The organism is Jiella sp. M17.18, assembly GCF_041027365.1.
In the GTDB taxonomy this organism is placed as follows: Bacteria; Pseudomonadota; Alphaproteobacteria; order Rhizobiales; family Rhizobiaceae; genus VKMB-3413.
This window is the reverse complement of record NZ_JBFTEH010000007.1, coordinates 233555-250515: the sequence shown is the minus strand read 5'-3', so window position 1 is coordinate 250515 and position 16961 is coordinate 233555. Positions and strand designations below refer to the sequence as shown.

Sequence of the window (16961 nt, the reverse complement as noted above, 5' to 3'; positions counted from 1 at the left end):
CTCTACTCCGCCGCTTCCCGCTTCAGCCGCGGGCGCCGCTCCAGGAGGTCCTTCAGGAATTGGCCGGTGTAGGAGCGCTCGACGGTGATGACGTCCTCGGGTGTGCCGGTTGCGACCACTTCGCCGCCGCCGTCGCCGCCCTCCGGCCCGATGTCGATCAGCCAGTCCGCCGTCTTGATGACCTCGAGATTGTGCTCGATGACCACCACCGTGTTGCCGCGGTCGACGAGGTCGTGCAGCACTTCGAGGAGCTTGGCGACGTCGTGGAAGTGCAGGCCGGTGGTCGGTTCGTCCAGGATGTAGAGCGTGCGCCCGGTCGCCTTGCGCGACAGCTCCTTGGCGAGCTTGACGCGCTGCGCCTCGCCGCCGGACAAGGTGTTCGCCTGCTGGCCGACCTTGATGTAGCCGAGCCCGACCTCGTTCAGCGTCGAGAGCTTGTCGCGCACGGCGGGCACCGCGGCGAAGAAGGCGACGCCTTCCTCGACGGTCATGTCGAGGACGTCGGCGATCGACTTGCCCTTGAAGGTGACCTCCAGCGTCTCGCGATTGTAGCGCTTGCCGTGGCAGACGTCGCAGGTGACGTAGACGTCGGGCAGGAAGTGCATCTCGATCTTGATGACGCCGTCGCCCTGGCAGGCCTCGCAGCGCCCGCCCTTGACGTTGAAGGAGAAGCGGCCGGGCTGGTAGCCGCGCGCCTTCGCCTCGGGAAGCGCCGCGAACCAGTCGCGGATCGGGGTGAACGCGCCGGTGTAGGTGGCCGGATTGGAGCGCGGCGTGCGCCCGATCGGCGACTGGTCGATGTCGATGACCTTGTCGAGATGCTCCAGCCCCTCGACGCGGTCGTGCTCGGCCGGGATGTCGCGCCCGTTCGCGATCCGCCTCGAGGCAGCCTTGAACAGCGTCTCGATCAGGAAGGTCGACTTGCCGCCTCCGGAGACGCCGGTGACGCAGGAGAAGACGCCGAGCGGCACCTCGGCGGTGATGTTCTTCAGATTGTTGCCCCTCGCGCCGACGACCTTCAGCCGCTTGCCCTTCTGCGGCTTGCGGCGCTTGTCCGGCACCGGCACGCCGAGATCGCCGGAGAGATAGCGCCCGGTCAGCGACTTCGGGTTCGCCATGATCTCGCCGGGCGTCCCGGACGCGATCACCTCGCCGCCGTGGATGCCGGCCGCCGGGCCGATGTCGACGACGTGGTCGGCAGCAAGGATCGCATCCTCGTCGTGCTCGACGACGATGACGGTGTTGCCGATGTCGCGCAGGTGCTTCAGCGTGTCGAGCAGGCGCGCATTGTCGCGCTGGTGCAGGCCGATCGACGGCTCATCGAGGACGTAGAGCACGCCGGTGAGCCCGGAACCGATCTGCGAGGCCAGGCGGATGCGCTGGCTCTCGCCGCCGGACAGCGTGCCGGAGGCGCGCGACAGCGTCAGGTAGTCGAGGCCGACATCGTTGAGGAAGCGCAGCCGCTCGCGGATCTCCTTCAGGATCCGCACGGCGATCTCGTTCTGCTTGGCGTTGAAGGTCTCCGGCAGGCCCTCGAACCAGTGCGCCGCGTGCCGGATCGACTGCTCGGTCACCTCGCCGATATGCTTGCCGGCGACCTTCACCGCCAGCGCCTCCGGCTTCAGCCGGTAGCCGGCGCAGGCCGGGCAGGGGGTGGCCGACATGAAGCGCTCGATCTCCTCGCGCATCCAGGCCGAATCCGTCTCCTTCCAGCGGCGCGTCAGATTGGTGACGACGCCTTCGAAGGCCTTCGTGGTCTTGTAGGACCGCAGGCCGTCATTGTAGCGGAACTCGATCTTCTCCTTGCCGGTGCCGTTGAGGATCGCGTCCTTCGCCTCGGCGGAGAGATCCTGCCAGCGATCGGTCTGCTTGAAGCCGTAGACCTGGCCGAGCGCCTCCAGCGTCTGGCCGTAATAGGGCGAGGTCGACTTCGCCCAGGGCGCGATGGCGCCGGCCTTCAGCGTCAGCGCCTCGTTGGGCACGACGAGCTTCGGGTCGACCGCCTGCTCGGCGCCGAGCCCGTCGCAGCGCGGACAGGCGCCGAAGGGGTTGTTGAACGAGAACAGCCGCGGCTCGATCTCCGGGATGGTGAAGCCGGAGACCGGGCAGGCGAACTTTTCGGAGAAGAGCAGCCGCTCGTGCGTCTCGTTCTTGCTGCGGTTGGCGCCGGCGTCGGCGAGCCGCTCCTTCGGAAGCGGCCGGTCGGCGAATTCCGCGACCGCCAGGCCGTCGGCGAGCCCCAGCGCCGTCTCGATGGAATCGGCGAGGCGCGACTTCATGTCCTCGCGCACGACGATGCGGTCCACCACCACGTCGATGTCGTGCTTGTACTTCTTGTCGAGCGCCGGCGCATCAGCGATCTCGTGGTATTCGCCGTCGATCTTGACCCGCTGGAAGCCCTTCTTCTGGAGCTCGGCCAGCTCCTTGCGGTACTCGCCCTTGCGGCCGCGGATCATCGGGGCGAGCAGGTAGAGCCGCGTGCCCTCCTCCAGCGCCAGGACGCGGTCGACCATCTGGCTGACCGTCTGGCTCTCGATCGGCAGGCCGGTCGCCGGCGAATAGGGCACGCCGACGCGGGCGAAGAGCAGGCGCAGATAGTCGTAGATCTCGGTGACCGTGCCGACGGTCGAGCGCGGGTTCTTCGACGTCGTCTTCTGCTCGATCGAGATCGCCGGCGACAGGCCGTCGATCTGGTCGACGTCCGGCTTCTGCATCATCTCGAGGAACTGGCGGGCGTAGGCCGACAGGCTCTCGACGTAGCGGCGCTGGCCCTCGGCATAGATCGTGTCGAAGGCGAGGGAGGATTTGCCCGAGCCGGACAGGCCGGTCATCACGATCAGGCTGTCGCGCGGCAGGTCGAGGTCCACGCCCTTGAGATTATGCTCGCGCGCGCCGCGAATGGAGATCGTCTTCAGTTCGGCCATGAGGCGTTCGCCGGTCCTTGTCTGGGAAGCAACGCACTACTTAAGACTCGCCCCGCCTCCTTCCAAGGCGGTGCGACGCTGCACCAGACGGGTTGTTTGTTCTTCCTTCGTTCTATATGGTCGGCTGTCGCGCAGCAAGCCCGGCCGTCCCAGATTGATGGGGACAGGCGAGGGCGGCGGCGGCTGACGGCGCCGGTTGCGGCTTTCGGGCGCGGGCGCGCTCGGCTAAGGTCGGGCGAGACAGAGATGGAGTTTTCGACATGGCAGGCAGCGTCAACAAGGTGATCCTGGTCGGCAATCTCGGGGCCGATCCGGAGATCCGGCGCCTGAATTCCGGGGATGCCGTCGCCAATCTGCGCATTGCGACCTCGGAGACCTGGCGCGACAAGGCGTCCGGCGAGCGGCGCGAGCGCACCGAGTGGCACAACGTGGTCATCTTCAACGAGAACCTCGTGAAGGTCGCCGAGCAGTATCTGAAGAAGGGCTCGACGGTGTACATCGAGGGCCAGCTGCAGACCCGCAGCTGGGAGGACCAGTCCGGCCAGAAGAAGTACACGACCGAGGTGGTGCTGCAGCGCTTCCGCGGCGAGCTGCAGATGCTCGGCGGGCGCGGCGAGGGCGGCGGCTCCCAGGGTGGTGGCGGCTACGAAGGCGGCGGCTCGCGCGGCGGTGGCGGCGGCTACGAGCGCGGCGGCGGCGGTGGTGGCGGCTACGGCGGCGGATCGTCCGGCGGTGGTGGCTATGGCGGCGGCGGCGGTTCGCGCGATCTCGACGACGAGATCCCGTTCTAAGCCAGGGACAGGTTTCTCCACCTCATCCGCTGCCGGCCGAGCCGGCGGCGGCGAGACCGCATGATGAGGATATCCCGGTCGCGAGGCGGCCGGGATTCGTTGCGCGGGCCCGCTACTCCGCGAGTGCCTCGACCGGCGCGCCGTTGCCGGGGTCGGCGAAGCTCTTGTGGCCCGACTGCGACTGCACCTCGATGTAGACGCGACGCACGATGGGGAAGCGCTGCTTCACGCGCCGCTCGATCTCGCTGACGACCGCCTCGATGCGCTGCGACGGGACGTCGTCCTTGAAGTCCACGCTCATCGTCAGGAGCACGTCGCTCGGCCCGAGGTGGAGCGTGCGCAGCTCGTTCACCGCGACGATCTCGTCGATGCCGGACACCCGGTCGTGGACCGTCTCTTCAATCTCCGGACCGGCGGACTCGCCGATCAGCAGGCCCTTCGTCTCGATGGCGAGGAGGACGGCGGTCACGGCCAGAAGGATGCCGATCAGGATCGAACCGATCGCGTCGAACTGGTGGATACCGGTCGCCCAGGAGAGGCCGATGCCCAGTGCGGCGATGACGACGCCGATGCAGGCGGCCGAATCCTCGAACAGGACGATGAAGATCGACGGGTCCTTCAGGTCTCGGAAGTCGCGGAAGAAGCCGCGGCCCTTGCGGCGCTCCTGAAACTCGCGGAAGGCGACGCTCCAGGAATAGCCCTCGAAGCAGAAGGCGAGGCCGAGCACCACCAGGGCGATGATCGGCGAATCGACGCCGCCGCTTTCCCCGGTCATCAGCGTCTCGACGCCCTCGAAGATCGAGAAGCCCGCGCCGAGGGCGAAGATCAGGATTGCGACGACGAAGGACCAGAAGTAGACCTCGACGCCGTAGCCGAAGGGGTGCTTGTCCGTCGCCGGCTTCTTCGCCCGATGCATGCCGAGCAGCAGGAAGCCCTCGTTGGCCGTGTCGATGACGGAGTGGATGCCCTCCGCCAGCATCGAGGACGAGCCGGTGAACATTGCCGCGCCGAACTTGGTCACGGCAATGGCGAGGTTCGAGCCGATCGCGGCATAGACCGTCGTCTTGCTGCCGTCTTCGTCGGTGTTCTGCTTTGCTTTCGAGCGTGCCATGGACCTCTTCCCGGTTTCGTGAGGCACAACAGCCGAAAGGCGATTTGGTTCGCTTCTCAACTATTCGGCAGGAGAATCCGGCTGGTTCCGACGAGGGCGGCGGCGCCGTCCGCGACGAATTGCACCGCGAGCGCGGCGAGGAGAACGCCGAGCAGCCGCGAGATCACCGCGCGCCCGGTCGCGCCGATGAAGCGGTCGAGACTGTGGGCGAGTGCGAGGCAGGCGAAGGTCGCGGCAAGGGCGACGAAGATGACGAGGAGGAGGCCGGCCTTGCCGACGACCGTCGGCAGGTTGCCGGCGAGCAGGATCACCGCCGAGATCGCGCCCGGTCCCGCCATCAGCGGGATCGCCAGCGGGAAGGCGGCGATATCCGCGGCCTCCGGCTCGTCGACCGCGTGGATGGCGCTGCGGCCTTTGCGTTCGTTGCGCTTTTCGAAGACGAGTTCGAAGCCGATCCAGAACAGGAAGAGGCCGCCCGCCACCCGAAAGGCGCCGAGCGTGATGCCGAGCCCTTCGAGCACCATCGGGCCCGTGAGCGCGAACACGGCGAGGATGGCGAAGGCGATGACCGAAGCGCGAAAGGCGAGCTCCCGGCGTTCCGCAGCCCCCGCGCCGAGCGTCAGCGCGAGAAACATCGGCACGAGACCGAGCGGGTCGAGGATCACGAAGAGCGTGACGAAGCCGCTCAGGAGAAGGTCGAACATCGGGCCCCGCGGGTCGTTCTGCCACGCCACCGGGGTAGCAGGTTCGCCCCGAGCGTCAAAGGCCGTCGGGGCGTGATTCCCGGGTCGCCGGGCCGCGATTCTGCCGATTCACGACGGCTGGCGGAAACGCTTCCCGACGTTTCTTTTCCCGGTCTCGGAAGCCATTGTTTCCGATGGGGAAATTCCCATATTCGAAAGGGCTGGAAATTTGCTCTCCGACCCCCGCCGCGTTATGACGTGGCACCGAATTTGAGGCAGTCAGGACAGCTCCTTGGCCGAAGACGACAAGACACCGCTGCCGCCGGATCCTCCGGGCGGCGGCATCGATTCCATCTCGATCATCGAGGAGATGCAGCGCAGCTATCTCGATTACGCCATGAGCGTGATCGTTTCCCGCGCGCTGCCGGATGTGCGCGACGGCCTGAAGCCGGTGCACCGGCGCATCCTCTACGCCATGCACGAGATGGGCCTCACCTCGACCAAGCCGTACCGCAAGTCGGCGGGCGTCGTCGGCGAGGTGATGGGTAAGTACCATCCGCACGGCGATGCGGCGATCTACGACGCGCTGGTGCGCATGGCGCAGGACTGGTCGCTGCGCGCGCCGCTGATCGACGGGCAGGGCAATTTCGGCTCGATCGACGGCGATCCGCCGGCGGCGATGCGCTACACCGAGTGCCGGCTGGAGAAGATATCCGACCCGCTGCTGGAGGACATCGACAAGGAAACCGTCGACTTCCAGGACAATTACGACGGGCGCGAGCAGGAGCCGGTGGTGCTGCCGGCGCGCTTCCCGAACCTGCTCGTCAACGGCTCCGGCGGCATCGCCGTCGGCATGGCGACCAACATCCCGCCGCACAATCTCGGCGAGGTGATCGACGGCACGATCGCGATGATCGACAATCCGGCGATCACGCTGGACGAGCTGATGGAGATCATCCCGGGGCCGGACTTCCCGACCGGCGCGCTCGTGCTCGGCCGCGCCGGCATCCAGTCGGCCTATGCCACCGGCCGCGGCTCAATCCTGATGCGCGGCAAGGTGCACACCGAGACGCTGCGCGGCGACCGCGAGGCGATCATCGTCACCGAGGTGCCCTACCAGGTCAACAAGTCCTCGATGATCGAGAAGATGGCCGAACTCGTCCGCGACAAGCGGATCGAGGGCATTTCCGACATCCGCGACGAGAGCGACCGCGAGGGCTACCGCGTGGTGATCGAGCTGAAGCGCGACGCCTCCTCGGACGTCGTCCTCAACCAGCTCTACCGCTTCACCCCGCTGCAGACCTCGTTCGGCGCGAACATGGTGGCGCTGAACGGCGGCAAGCCGGAGCAGCTGACGCTGTCCGATATGCTGTCGGCCTTCGTCGCCTTCCGCGAGGAGGTGGTCAACCGCCGCACCAAGTTCCTGCTGCGCAAGGCGCGCGAGCGGGCCCATGTGCTGGTCGGTCTCGCCATCGCCGTCGCCAATATCGACGAGGTGATCAAGCTGATCCGCGCCGCGCCCGATCCGGCGACGGCGCGCGAACAGCTGATGACGCGCGAATGGGACGCCAAGGACGTCGCGCCGCTGATCCGGCTGATCGACGACCCGCGCCACCGCATCTCGGAGGAGGGCACCTACCGCCTCTCCGAGGCCCAGGCGCGCGCCATTCTCGACCTGCGCCTGCAGCGCCTCACCGCGCTCGGCCGCGACGAGATCGGCGACGAGCTGAACAAGATCGGCGAGGAGATCAAGGAGTACCTCGAGATCCTCTCCTCGCGCATCAAGGTGCGCGAGATCATCAAGGCCGAGCTCACCGCCATCCGCGACGAGTTCGCCTCGCCCCGCCGCACGCAGCTGACCGAGGGCGCGGCGGACATGGAGGACGAGGACCTCATCCCGCGCGAGGACATGGTCGTCACCGTCTCGCACGGCGGCTACATCAAGCGCGTGCCGCTCGGCACCTACCGGGCGCAGCGCCGCGGCGGCAAGGGCCGCTCCGGCATGTCCCTGAAGAACGACGAGGATTCGGTGACGCGGCTGTTCGTCGCCAACACCCACACCGCCGTCCTGTTCTTCTCCTCGCGCGGCATCGTCTACAAGGAGAAGGTCTGGCGGCTGCCGCTGGCAACGCCCCAGTCGCGCGGCAAGGCGCTGATCAACCTCCTGCCGCTGGAAAAGGGCGAGCGGATCACCTCGATCCTGCCGCTGCCGAGCGATCCCGACGATTCCGAGCGGCTGAACGTGATGTTCGCGACGACCCGGGGCACCGTCCGGCGCAACAAGCTGTCGGACTTCGTCCAGGTCAATCGCAACGGCAAGATCGCGATGAAGCTGGAGGAGGAGGGCGACGAGATCCTCGCGGTCGCGACCTGCTCGGAGGACGACGACGTTCTCCTCACCGCCTCGTCCGGCCAGTGCATCCGCTTCCCCGTCACCGACGTGCGCGTCTTCGCCGGCCGCAATTCGGTCGGCGTCCGCGGCATCTCCATGGGCAGCGGCGACCGGCTGATCTCGATGGCGATCCTTCGGCATGTCGACGCGACGCCGGCCGAGCGCGCTTCCTACCTCAAGATGCGCCGCGCGGTCGAAGGCGAGGCGGCGGCCGACACCGTGGTCGACGAGGAGGGCGTCGAGGATGTCGCCATCGACGCCGAGCGCTACGGCTATCTCAGCGCCAACGAGGAGTTCGTGCTGACCGTCTCCGAATACGGCTACGGCAAGCGCTCGTCGTCCTACGACTTCCGCACCTCCGGACGCGGCGGCAAGGGCATCCGCGCGACCGACATCAACCGGATGAACGAGATCGGCCAGCTGGTCGCGGGCTTCCCGGTCGAGGACGGCGACGAGATCCTGCTCGTCACCGACCGCGGCCAGCTGATCCGCGTGCCGGTCGACGGCATCCGCATCGCGGGTCGGGCGACGCGCGGCGTCACCATCTTCCGCACGGCGGACGGCGAGCGCGTCGTCTCCGTCGTGCGCATCCCGGATCAGGGCGAAGACGAGGCCGGCGAGGCCGAGGCGGACAGCACCGAGGGTCCGGTGGAGGGACTCGACGGCGGCGACACCGGCGAAGCGCCGCAGACCGGCGCGCCCGAAGGCGGCGACGCGGGCTCCGACGACGGCGCCGCTTCGGGCGATGCCGGCGATCGACCGGACGGCGAGCCCGACGAGGACTAGGAACGAAAAAGGCGGCCGGCAGCAGTGCCGGTCGCCCTTTTGAAGCATGCGATCGATGTCAGGCTGAGTGTCTTAAGACCGATCGATCATCGAAGCGCCATTAGTCCAACGGCGGCGGAACCTTCTTGCCGGAGCGTCGGGTCACCGCAGGCGCGCCGGCCCTCAGTAGAACTTGCGGGACTTCTTGGCGAGAACCTTGACCCGCGATTCCTGCGCTTCATTGTGAAGCGCGATGGCCGTGGCGGTGGCGAGCGTCAGCACCATGGCCATGGACAGAGCGAAAACCATCATTGGGCGATCTCCATATTCGCGCAGACAACCAGATTCCGCTAAAATCGTTCCCAAAGCCGCAATTTGTTTGGTGAACGCGTCGTGTCCGTCGCAAGGTTTGGGCCGGTGGCACGGGGAGTGGGTGATCTGTCCCGCCACATATGGCGTGCGGTGACGCTCGGTTAAAGAGGCAGCAGATCCCATGAAGCGCGCGTTCTATCCCGGCTCCTTCGATCCCCTGACGCTGGGTCATCTCGACATCCTGCGCCAGGCGCTGGCGGCCTTCGACGAGGTGGTGGTCGGGATCGGGGTTCATCCGGGCAAGCAGCCGATGTTCGAGTTCGGCGAGCGCGCCGCGATGATCCGCGAGGCTTTGGCTGCCGACGGGGCGGCGGCCGGCGGGGTAGTGGACGTCGTCGCCTTCGACGGCCTCGTCGTCGAGGCCGCCGGCGAGGCGGGGGCGGTGGCGCTGGTGCGCGGTCTGCGCGACGGCACCGACCTCGATTACGAGATGCAGATGGCGGGAATGAACGGCGCGATGCGGCCGGACATCGCCACGCTGTTCTTTCCGGCTTCGCCCGCGACGAGGCCCATTACCGCCACATTGGTTCGCCAGATCGCCCGAATGGGTGGGGACGTCGCACGATTCGTGCCCGAAAACGTCGCGCGAGCGATACGCTTAAAACTCGGCTGACCCGGAAGCCCGGGCGCCGCCTGGGGGATTTCGAGACATGAAGTTTCTAGCCACGATCGGCCTTGCGGCCGCTGTCGCCGTTGCGGCCTTCGCCGGTCCGGCCGCCGCCCAGAGCGGGCAGGCGCAGAAGGTCGATCCGCAGAACGAACTGGTGATCACCACCAAATACGGCGACATCGACATCCGCCTCCGGCCCGACCTCGCGCCGAACCACGTCAAGCGGATCAAGGAACTGGCGCGCGAGGGCGCCTATGACGACGTCGTCTTCCACCGGGTGATCGCCGGCTTCATGGCGCAGACCGGCGACGTTCAGTACGGCAAGGCGAGCGGCAAGAACTCCGACCTCAGCCAGGCCGGCATGGGCGGCTCGGACAAGCCCGACCTGAAGGCGGAATTCTCCAAGGAACCGTTCAAGCGCGGCACCGTTGGCATGGCGCGCTCGCAGGATCCGAACTCGGCGAATTCGCAGTTCTTCATCATGCTCGCCGACGGCGATTTCCTCGACGGGCAGTACACCGTCGTCGGCAACGTGGTTTCCGGCATGGATGTCGTCGACAAGATCAAGAAGGGCGACCCGGCCCAGAACGGCGCCGTCCAGAACCCGGACAAGATGCTGAAAGTGCGCGTCGCGGCGGACAAGAAATAACCGGCGGATCGGCGTCTATTCGGCCGGAGCGCTTGTGCCGCCGGTCGAATACGCTCAAAGAGACGCCATATCGTCGACGGTCCGGGCAATTCCCGGACCGTTTCGTTAGGAATGATGCGAAGGAGCCCGACATGGCTTACGAGAATCCCGAAGATACCCTCGTCCTCGAGACCACGAAGGGCCGGATCGTCATCAAGCTGCGGCCCGATCTCGCGCCCGGCCACGTGGCGCGGGTGAAGGAACTCGCGCGCGAAGGCGCCTATGACGGCGTCGTCTTCCACCGCGTCATCGACGGCTTCATGGCCCAGACCGGCGACGTCCAGTACGGCAAGAAGGGCGGCAAGGACTTCAACGCCGCGCGCGCCGGCATGGGCGGGTCCGGCAAGCCGGACCTGAAGGCGGAGTTCTCGAGCGAGCCGCACAAGCGCGGCACGGTTTCGGCGGCGCGCACCGCCAATCCGGACTCGGCCAACTCGCAGTTCTACATCTGCTTCGATCGCGCCCCGTGGCTCGACAAGCAGTATTCGGTCTGGGGCGAAGTGATCGAGGGCATGGAAAACGTCGACCAGATCAAGCGCGGCGAGCCGGTGAAGGATCCCGATTCCATCACCACCATGCGGGTCGCAGCCGACCTCTGATCGGCCGGCCCAGGGAAGCCCGATGCGCGTCGACCTGTTCGACTTCGAGCTGCCGGAGGAGCGGATCGCGCTGCGGCCCGCTTCGCCGCGCGAGAGCGCGCGGCTGCTCACGGTGGGCACGGACGGGCGCCTCGGCGACCGGCTGGTGGGAGACCTTCCGGATCTCCTCCAGCCGGGCGATGTCGTCGTCTTCAACGACACCCGGGTCATTCCGGCGCAACTGAGCGGCATCCGTCGCCGCGCGGACGCTCTGCCGGGGCAGGGCGTCGCCGAGATCGACGCGACGCTGCACATGCGCGTCGCGCCGGACCGCTGGCGCGCCTTCGTGCGGCCGGCCAAGCGCGTGAAGGTCGGGGACCGCATCGCCTTCGGACGGAAGGGCGGCAACGCCTGCCTTCTCGGCTCGCTCGACGCGACCGTCGAGGAGCGTGGGGAGGCGGGCGAGGCGCTGCTGCGCTTCGACTTTTCCGGCCCGGCACTGGACGAGGCCATCGCCGCCGTCGGCCACGTGCCGCTGCCGCCCTACATCGCCTCGAAACGGCCGGAGGATGCGCAGGACCGGGCCGATTACCAGACGATCTACGCCCGCGAGAACGGCGCCGTCGCGGCGCCGACCGCCGGGCTCCACTTCACGCCGGAGCTGATGGCGCGGCTCGCCGGGCGCGGCGTCTCCACCGCGTTCCTGACGCTGCATGTCGGGGCCGGGACCTTCCTGCCGGTGAAGGCCGAGGACACGGCCGATCACCGCATGCATGCCGAGATCGGCCACATCGACGCGGCAACGGCCGAGCGGCTGAATGCCGCGCGCGCCAGCGGCCGCCGTCTCGTCTCGGTCGGCACCACGGTGTTGCGCCTCCTCGAAAGCGCCGCGGACGAAGACGGCACGATCCGCCCGTTCTCCGGCCCGACCGACATCTTCATCACGCCGGGCTACCGCTTCCGCGCCGTCGACCGGCTGATGACCAATTTCCACCTGCCGCGCTCGACGCTGTTCATGCTGGTCTCGGCCTTTTCCGGCCTCGAGACGATGCAGGCGGCCTATGCCCACGCGATCGAGACCGGCTACCGCTTCTATTCCTACGGCGACGCCTGCCTGCTCGACCGGCTCTAGGCGACGCGGGATTTGACGATGACCGACCATTTCACCTTCCACCTCATCGCCACCGACGGCAAGGCGCGCCGCGGCGAGGTCTCGATGCCGCGCGGCACCGTGCGCACGCCGGCCTTCATGCCGGTCGGCACCGCCGGCACGGTGAAGGCGATGTATCTCGAACAGGTCCGCGAGCTCGGCGCGGACATCATCCTCGGCAATGTCTACCACCTGATGCTGCGCCCGGGCGCGGAGCGGGTCGCCAAGCTCGGCGGCCTGCACGACTTCGCCCGCTGGCCGTATCCGATCCTCACCGATTCCGGCGGCTTCCAGGTGATGTCGCTCGCCGCGCTCAGAAAGCTCGACGAAAAGGGCGTCACCTTCCGCTCGCATGTCGACGGCTCGGTGCATTCGCTGACGCCCGAACGCTCGATCGAGATCCAGGGCCTGCTCGATTCCGACATCCAGATGCAGCTCGACGAATGCGTGCGCCTGCCGGCCGAGCGGGCCGAGGTCGAGCGGGCGATGGAGATGTCGCTGCGCTGGGCCGAGCGCTGCAAGGCGGCGTTCGGCGACCAGCCCGGCAAGGCAATGTTCGGCATCGTCCAGGGCGGCACCGAGGTCGACCTGCGCCAGCGTTCGGCGCAGGGCCTCGCGGCCCTCGACCTGAAGGGCTACGCCGTCGGCGGCCTCGCGGTCGGCGAGCCGCAGGACGTCATGCTCGCGACGCTGGACGAGACGCTGCCCGTGCTGCCCACGGAGAAGCCGCGCTATCTCATGGGCGTCGGGACGCCGGACGACATCCTGAAATCCGTCGCCCGCGGCATCGACATGTTCGACTGCGTCATGCCGACGCGGGCCGGCCGCCATGGCCTCGCCTATACACGCTTCGGCAAGATCAACCTGAAGAACGCCCGGCACGCCGAGGATCCGCGGCCGCTGGACGAGACTTCCGACTGCCCGGCGACCCGCGACTATTCACGCGCCTATCTCCACCACCTCGTCCGCTCCGACGAGTCGCTCGGCGGCATGCTGCTGACCTGGAACAACCTCGCCTATTACCAGTCGCTGATGGCCGGCATCCGCGGTGCCATCGAGGCCGGCCGGTTTGAGGATTTCGCCGCCGAGACGCAGGACGGCTGGGCGCGGGGCGACCTGCCCGCTCACGCCTGACCTGCGGAATCCTGGAGGACGAAAGGCAAGGGGCGAGGCGCCTCGACAAGGAGTCTGTGCCGGTCAGGCCGAGACGTCGGATCCCTTGCGAAGGGCGCAGCCGGTGATCTTCATCGATCCGTCGGGCTGGCGTTCCAGCGTATAGCTGGCGATCCAGCTCCGGCCCTTCCGGTCGGTCAGATAGACCTCCTGGCGAAACCCCGTTCCCTCCGCGGTGAGCGGGCCGAAGACCGCGTTGCGGGAATGGTAGACGGGGTCGTAGCCGGAGGCGACCATGCCCATGAAGATCTGCGGGGTCGGGAACATCGCCTGGATGTTCGGAGCGGCGTAGGAATAGGCGGTGGCGCCGTCGTCCGCATTCAGCGCCCGAAGCTGCGCCGAGATGACTGCCCGGATGTCCGAGGCGTCGTCGGCTTTCGCCGTCACCGCGAGAGCGAGCAGGGATGCTGCGGCGAGGGCGGCGAGGCGAGAACGCTGCGGCATGGTCGGATCCTCCGGGCTGGCGCGAGGAACATGGGGCCGTTGCGGGCGCGTCGGCCATGGAGGCTGCGCTCAATTCGCCGTGAGCAATCTTCCGGCTTGGCGCGCAGCCTCTCCGGCTGCATATGAGGCGCCATGGCATTGCATCTCATCAAGCTCTGCGTCGGCGTCGATACGCCCGACGAACTCATCGCTTATGTCGAGGGCCGTCTCGCCGCGGCAAGGCAGGCGGGACTTGCGGAAGAGCAGATCCATACGACCCGGATGGTACCGAAGCGCGTCGAGGAACTTCTCGCCGGAGGCTCGCTCTATTGGGTCATCCGCGGACAGGTGCAGGTCCGGCAACGGCTGCTCGATATCCGGCCGTTCACCGATGGCGAGGGGATCGGCCGTTGCCGGCTGGTTCTGGAGCCGGTCTTCACGCGGACGCGCTTTCAGCCCCGCAGGCCCTTCCAGGGCTGGCGCTACCTCAAGAGCGAGGATGCGCCGCCCGATCTCTCCGCCGAGGCCGACGACGACCTTCTGCCGCCCGACCTGTCGCACGAACTGCAGGTTCTGGGGCTCCTCTGAGGCAGGCTCGGTCGGGGCGTGGCGGCTCAGCGGAAGCGCATGCGCACCGCCGGCATTCCGTTCGGCGTTCCGACGCGGATCCGGCTGTGGCTGATCGGCTGCGAGGCGCGCCAGGCCCGCGCGCCATAGGACAGGAGGAGGCCGACGAGTTCCTTGGCCTTCAGCCGGGACCGGCCGTCGCGGGCTTCGCCGAGACGCAGGGCGGCCTGCTGGAGGGGATGCATGCCGGCCGTGGCGGCCGTCGGCGCGGCCAGTGCCTGCGCCGTCTGGTCGAGGCCGAGCCCCTGCTGGTCGATCGACATGTCCAATCCTCTTACGCGCAACGCTTTACTCGGTGATCGGGACGGCCGGGCCCGGAGGCCGGCCGCCTTTTCGGCATGCATCGGTGCGGCTTTTGTCCTTTCGGGCCGCACCCGTTCTGCGATCGTCCCCCGGACGGACTGGCCGCCCGGCGGTCCTGCGGATCAGTTGGCGACTGCGTAGCAGTTGTAGTCGGCGCGCTTCAGGGCGGCACAGGCGTTCCAGGCCTGATCCTTGGAGCCGAAGCCGGCGAAGCGGGCGCGGTAGAGGCTCTGGGCGCCGCTGCGCACCGGCTCGGTGAAGGGCTGGGCCTTGGCGACCGCGCCGCCGACCTTGCGCTGTGCGGCCTTCAGCATCGACATCGCGCTGGTCGGATCATCGGTCGCGGCGATCTGCACGACCCAGGGCGAGGACGGCTGCGCCTGGTCGGCGACCGAACCTGTGGCGTCCTGGTCGAGGCCGCGCTCTCCCGGGATGGCTGCCGGCGGCGTCGGGACCTGCCGCGAGGCGACCGTGCGGACCATCGGGAGGATGGCGTTCGCGGCGCCCGCGGGGCGTTCTTCGACGAGCGCGGCGCGAATGGCGTCACGGCCGAGGATCGGACGGTTGCTCGGCTCCGGCAGGTTGGCGATCTCGGCGGCGGGAGCCGAGCCATAGGCGGCGGCGATCCTGGCGTCGATCGAGGCGGTGCGCATCGGCCGCGAATCCGGGATCGGTCCCTCATCCGGCAGCGCCCCGACGATCGGCGGCGAGGCCTCGACGCTGGCGACCAGCGGACCGGTGTCACGCGTGCTCGCCTCCGGCATGTAGCGGTGCAGCAGCTCGACCATGTGGTCGTCGCGCGAGCGGGCCGACGTGCCGCCCATCACCACCGCGACGACGCTCTTGCCGCCGCGCTTGACCGAGGTGACGAGATTGAAGCCGGAGGCGTTGGTGAAGCCGGTCTTGATGCCGTCGGCACCGTCGACGCGGAAGAGGACGCGGTTGTGGTTGCCGAGGCGCCGGCCGCGGAAATTGTAGGAGCGGGTGGAGAAGTAGCCGTAATACTGCGGAAAATGCTCGCGCAGCGCGATGCCGAGGATGGCCATGTCGTGCGCTGTCGTGTGCTGTTCCGCGTTCGGAAGGCCGTTGGCGTTCCGGAACACCGTGTTGCGCATGCCGAGCTCACGCGCCCGCGCGGTCATGCGGCGCGCGAACGCCTCCTCGGAGCCGCCCTCGTATTCCGCGAGGACCACGGCGGCGTCGTTGGCCGACAGGGTCACGAGGCCGTAGATCGCGTCCTCGACCTTCAGCGTCGAGCCGGGCTTGAGGCCGAGCTTCGTCGGCGGCCGCGACGCAGCATAGGCCGACACCGGCATCTCGTCGGTCTTCTTGATCTTGCCCGCCTTCAGCGCCTCGAAGGTCAGGTACAGGGTCATCATCTTCGTCAGGGACGCCGGGAAGCGCGGCTCGTCGGCGCGATCCTGATAGAGGACGTGGCCGTTATTGGCGTCGATGACGAAGCCGGCATATTTCGGATTGACCGCCGCTGCGGTGCCGGTCTGCGACAGGAGCAGGCCAGCTCCGACCGCTACCATGCCGGCCAGCCGGGAGATCTGACCGGCAGCGGATTTCAGACTTACGAGATTGAATTGCACGCGACTACTCTCGCTGGTCGTGGAATTGCGGCGTGGCGGGAGCAGATCATAAGGAAGCCCTGCTGGCATCCCGTCTTCCACAGCCGATGCACCGAATTGATGACGGCGACGATAATCTCCGGGGGATTACCAATCGGTTTATGGTTGCCGAACCCTTCCGGCGATGCGGCGAATTCCTTTGGCGGGCTTATCGAATTTGTCTCTCGATGCAGGGCGTCGGCGCTCCGACACCGAAGGGAAGGTCGCGCCCTTGCAGATTTTTGTGCAGTGCAATATTTTCATGGCGGGGAAGGAAGACTGTCGGCATCGCCAGACAGCCGCGGGGACGCAAACGGGAACGGAAAGGGCACGCCCATGAACATTTATGAAGACGCCAACAAGCTGAGCCAGGAAGCCATGGACAACGCGCTGAAGTCGCTGTCCGCGATGAGCCGGGGCTTCCAGCAGATCACCACCGAGACCTCGGACTTCACCAAGCAGTCCTACGAGCGCCACACGGCGATGATCGAGAAGCTCATGCAGGCCAAGACGCCGGACAAGGTGATCGAGGTGCAGAACGAATACGCCCGGGGCACCTATGAGGGCTGGATGTCGCAGATGACCCGCCTGCGCGACCTCTACGCGCAGATCGCCAAGGAGACCTATCGCCCGTTTGAGCAGGCGACGACGCGCGCCTCGAATGTCGGCGGGCAGGCCACGCGCGAGGCGGCGAGCGAAAGCGGCGACATCATCGACAAGAAGGTCGCCGCCTAACGGTTCCGACCGGCGGCGCCGCA

Annotated in this window: 16 protein-coding genes; 9 read left to right on the top strand and 7 right to left on the bottom strand. The window is 67.6% G+C overall.

Going from position 1 to position 16961, the window contains the following annotated elements; translation table 11 throughout:
* Positions 1–2: 2 nt before the first annotated feature.
* Positions 3–2924, bottom strand: coding sequence for an excinuclease ABC subunit UvrA (gene uvrA / locus AB5S17_RS14965; RefSeq protein WP_369240723.1), 2922 nt, complete (start codon positions 2922–2924; stop codon positions 3–5).
* Between the two features lie 260 nt (positions 2925–3184).
* Here uvrA and ssb point away from each other — a divergent pair, with 260 nt between their 5' ends.
* A complete protein-coding gene (ssb, locus tag AB5S17_RS14960; protein WP_369240721.1) occupies positions 3185–3715 on the top strand; it encodes a single-stranded DNA-binding protein in 531 nt (176 codons plus the stop codon).
* Positions 3716–3827: 112 nt separating this feature from the next.
* Here ssb and AB5S17_RS14955 read toward each other — a convergent pair whose 3' ends face one another.
* Together AB5S17_RS14955 and AB5S17_RS14950 are read right to left on the bottom strand one after the other, a co-directional pair.
* Complete coding sequence (locus AB5S17_RS14955) at positions 3828–4826, bottom strand: cation diffusion facilitator family transporter (RefSeq protein ID WP_369240719.1); 999 nt, start codon at positions 4824–4826, stop codon at positions 3828–3830.
* 56 nt (positions 4827–4882) lie between these two features.
* Positions 4883–5530 (bottom strand): MarC family protein, encoded by a 648-nt coding sequence (locus AB5S17_RS14950; protein ID WP_369240717.1) that lies wholly within the window; start codon positions 5528–5530, stop codon positions 4883–4885.
* 295 nt (positions 5531–5825) lie between these two features.
* Between AB5S17_RS14950 and gyrA the strand changes: the two genes are divergently transcribed.
* Entirely contained in the window at positions 5826–8687 is a 2862-nt protein-coding gene (gene gyrA, locus AB5S17_RS14945) for a DNA gyrase subunit A (RefSeq protein ID WP_369240853.1), read from the top strand.
* A 162-nt stretch (positions 8688–8849) separates the two neighbouring features.
* On the opposite strand, the gene AB5S17_RS14940 is transcribed toward gyrA, so the two are convergent.
* Entirely contained in the window at positions 8850–8978 is a 129-nt protein-coding gene (locus AB5S17_RS14940) for a hypothetical protein (RefSeq protein WP_369240715.1), read from the bottom strand.
* 181 nt (positions 8979–9159) lie between these two features.
* Here AB5S17_RS14940 and coaD point away from each other — a divergent pair, with 181 nt between their 5' ends.
* The 5 genes from coaD to tgt all read left to right on the top strand — a co-directional run bounded on the left by coaD (position 9160) and on the right by tgt (position 13198).
* Positions 9160–9651: a pantetheine-phosphate adenylyltransferase gene (coaD, locus tag AB5S17_RS14935; RefSeq protein ID WP_369240713.1), complete on the top strand. Its 492-nt coding sequence runs from the start codon at positions 9160–9162 to the stop codon at positions 9649–9651.
* 37 nt (positions 9652–9688) lie between these two features.
* Positions 9689–10297 (top strand): peptidylprolyl isomerase, encoded by a 609-nt coding sequence (locus tag AB5S17_RS14930; RefSeq protein WP_369240711.1) that lies wholly within the window; start codon positions 9689–9691, stop codon positions 10295–10297.
* Between the two features lie 131 nt (positions 10298–10428).
* Entirely contained in the window at positions 10429–10935 is a 507-nt protein-coding gene (locus AB5S17_RS14925) for a peptidylprolyl isomerase (protein WP_369240709.1), read from the top strand.
* Between the two features lie 22 nt (positions 10936–10957).
* Positions 10958–12046: a tRNA preQ1(34) S-adenosylmethionine ribosyltransferase-isomerase QueA gene (queA, locus tag AB5S17_RS14920; RefSeq protein WP_369240707.1), complete on the top strand. Its 1089-nt coding sequence runs from the start codon at positions 10958–10960 to the stop codon at positions 12044–12046.
* A gap of 18 nt (positions 12047–12064) precedes the next feature.
* Positions 12065–13198 (top strand): tRNA guanosine(34) transglycosylase Tgt, encoded by a 1134-nt coding sequence (tgt, locus tag AB5S17_RS14915; protein ID WP_369240705.1) that lies wholly within the window; start codon positions 12065–12067, stop codon positions 13196–13198.
* A 63-nt stretch (positions 13199–13261) separates the two neighbouring features.
* Here the strand turns inward: tgt and AB5S17_RS14910 are convergent, their stop codons facing one another.
* Positions 13262–13681: a DUF4864 domain-containing protein gene (locus AB5S17_RS14910; RefSeq protein ID WP_369240703.1), complete on the bottom strand. Its 420-nt coding sequence runs from the start codon at positions 13679–13681 to the stop codon at positions 13262–13264.
* A gap of 132 nt (positions 13682–13813) precedes the next feature.
* Between AB5S17_RS14910 and AB5S17_RS14905 the strand changes: the two genes are divergently transcribed.
* Complete coding sequence (locus tag AB5S17_RS14905) at positions 13814–14248, top strand: DUF1489 family protein (protein WP_369240701.1); 435 nt, start codon at positions 13814–13816, stop codon at positions 14246–14248.
* A 26-nt stretch (positions 14249–14274) separates the two neighbouring features.
* Here the strand turns inward: AB5S17_RS14905 and AB5S17_RS14900 are convergent, their stop codons facing one another.
* Complete coding sequence (locus AB5S17_RS14900; RefSeq protein ID WP_369240699.1) at positions 14275–14550, bottom strand: hypothetical protein; 276 nt, start codon at positions 14548–14550, stop codon at positions 14275–14277.
* 162 nt (positions 14551–14712) lie between these two features.
* On the bottom strand, positions 14713–16125 hold the full coding sequence (locus AB5S17_RS14895; protein ID WP_369240697.1) for a serine hydrolase: 1413 nt from the start codon (positions 16123–16125) through the stop codon (positions 14713–14715).
* A gap of 414 nt (positions 16126–16539) precedes the next feature.
* On the opposite strand from AB5S17_RS14895, the gene AB5S17_RS14890 reads away from it, so the two are divergent.
* The gene (locus AB5S17_RS14890) at positions 16540–16938 is read left to right on the top strand and encodes a phasin family protein (RefSeq protein WP_369240695.1); all 399 of its coding nucleotides are present in this window, start codon (positions 16540–16542) and stop codon (positions 16936–16938) included.
* The last annotated feature ends 23 nt before the right edge of the window (positions 16939–16961 follow it).

Bases quoted from the DNA above. Each gene is read 5' to 3' on its own strand.
- queA (WP_369240707.1), top strand. From the start codon at position 10,958: ATGCGCGTCGACCTGTTCGACTTCGAGCTGCCGGAGGAGCGGATCGCG.
- uvrA (WP_369240723.1), bottom strand. From the start codon at position 2,924: ATGGCCGAACTGAAGACGATCTCCATTCGCGGCGCGCGCGAGCATAAT.
- AB5S17_RS14910 (WP_369240703.1), bottom strand. From the start codon at position 13,681: ATGCCGCAGCGTTCTCGCCTCGCCGCCCTCGCCGCAGCATCCCTGCTC.
- tgt (WP_369240705.1), top strand. From the start codon at position 12,065: ATGACCGACCATTTCACCTTCCACCTCATCGCCACCGACGGCAAGGCG.
- AB5S17_RS14900 (WP_369240699.1), bottom strand. From the start codon at position 14,550: ATGTCGATCGACCAGCAGGGGCTCGGCCTCGACCAGACGGCGCAGGCA.
- AB5S17_RS14950 (WP_369240717.1), bottom strand. From the start codon at position 5,530: ATGTTCGACCTTCTCCTGAGCGGCTTCGTCACGCTCTTCGTGATCCTC.
- coaD (WP_369240713.1), top strand. From the start codon at position 9,160: ATGAAGCGCGCGTTCTATCCCGGCTCCTTCGATCCCCTGACGCTGGGT.
- AB5S17_RS14930 (WP_369240711.1), top strand. From the start codon at position 9,689: ATGAAGTTTCTAGCCACGATCGGCCTTGCGGCCGCTGTCGCCGTTGCG.
- ssb (WP_369240721.1), top strand. From the start codon at position 3,185: ATGGCAGGCAGCGTCAACAAGGTGATCCTGGTCGGCAATCTCGGGGCC.
- AB5S17_RS14895 (WP_369240697.1), bottom strand. From the start codon at position 16,125: ATGGTAGCGGTCGGAGCTGGCCTGCTCCTGTCGCAGACCGGCACCGCA.
- AB5S17_RS14955 (WP_369240719.1), bottom strand. From the start codon at position 4,826: ATGGCACGCTCGAAAGCAAAGCAGAACACCGACGAAGACGGCAGCAAG.
- AB5S17_RS14890 (WP_369240695.1), top strand. From the start codon at position 16,540: ATGAACATTTATGAAGACGCCAACAAGCTGAGCCAGGAAGCCATGGAC.
- AB5S17_RS14940 (WP_369240715.1), bottom strand. From the start codon at position 8,978: ATGATGGTTTTCGCTCTGTCCATGGCCATGGTGCTGACGCTCGCCACC.
- AB5S17_RS14905 (WP_369240701.1), top strand. From the start codon at position 13,814: ATGGCATTGCATCTCATCAAGCTCTGCGTCGGCGTCGATACGCCCGAC.
- AB5S17_RS14925 (WP_369240709.1), top strand. From the start codon at position 10,429: ATGGCTTACGAGAATCCCGAAGATACCCTCGTCCTCGAGACCACGAAG.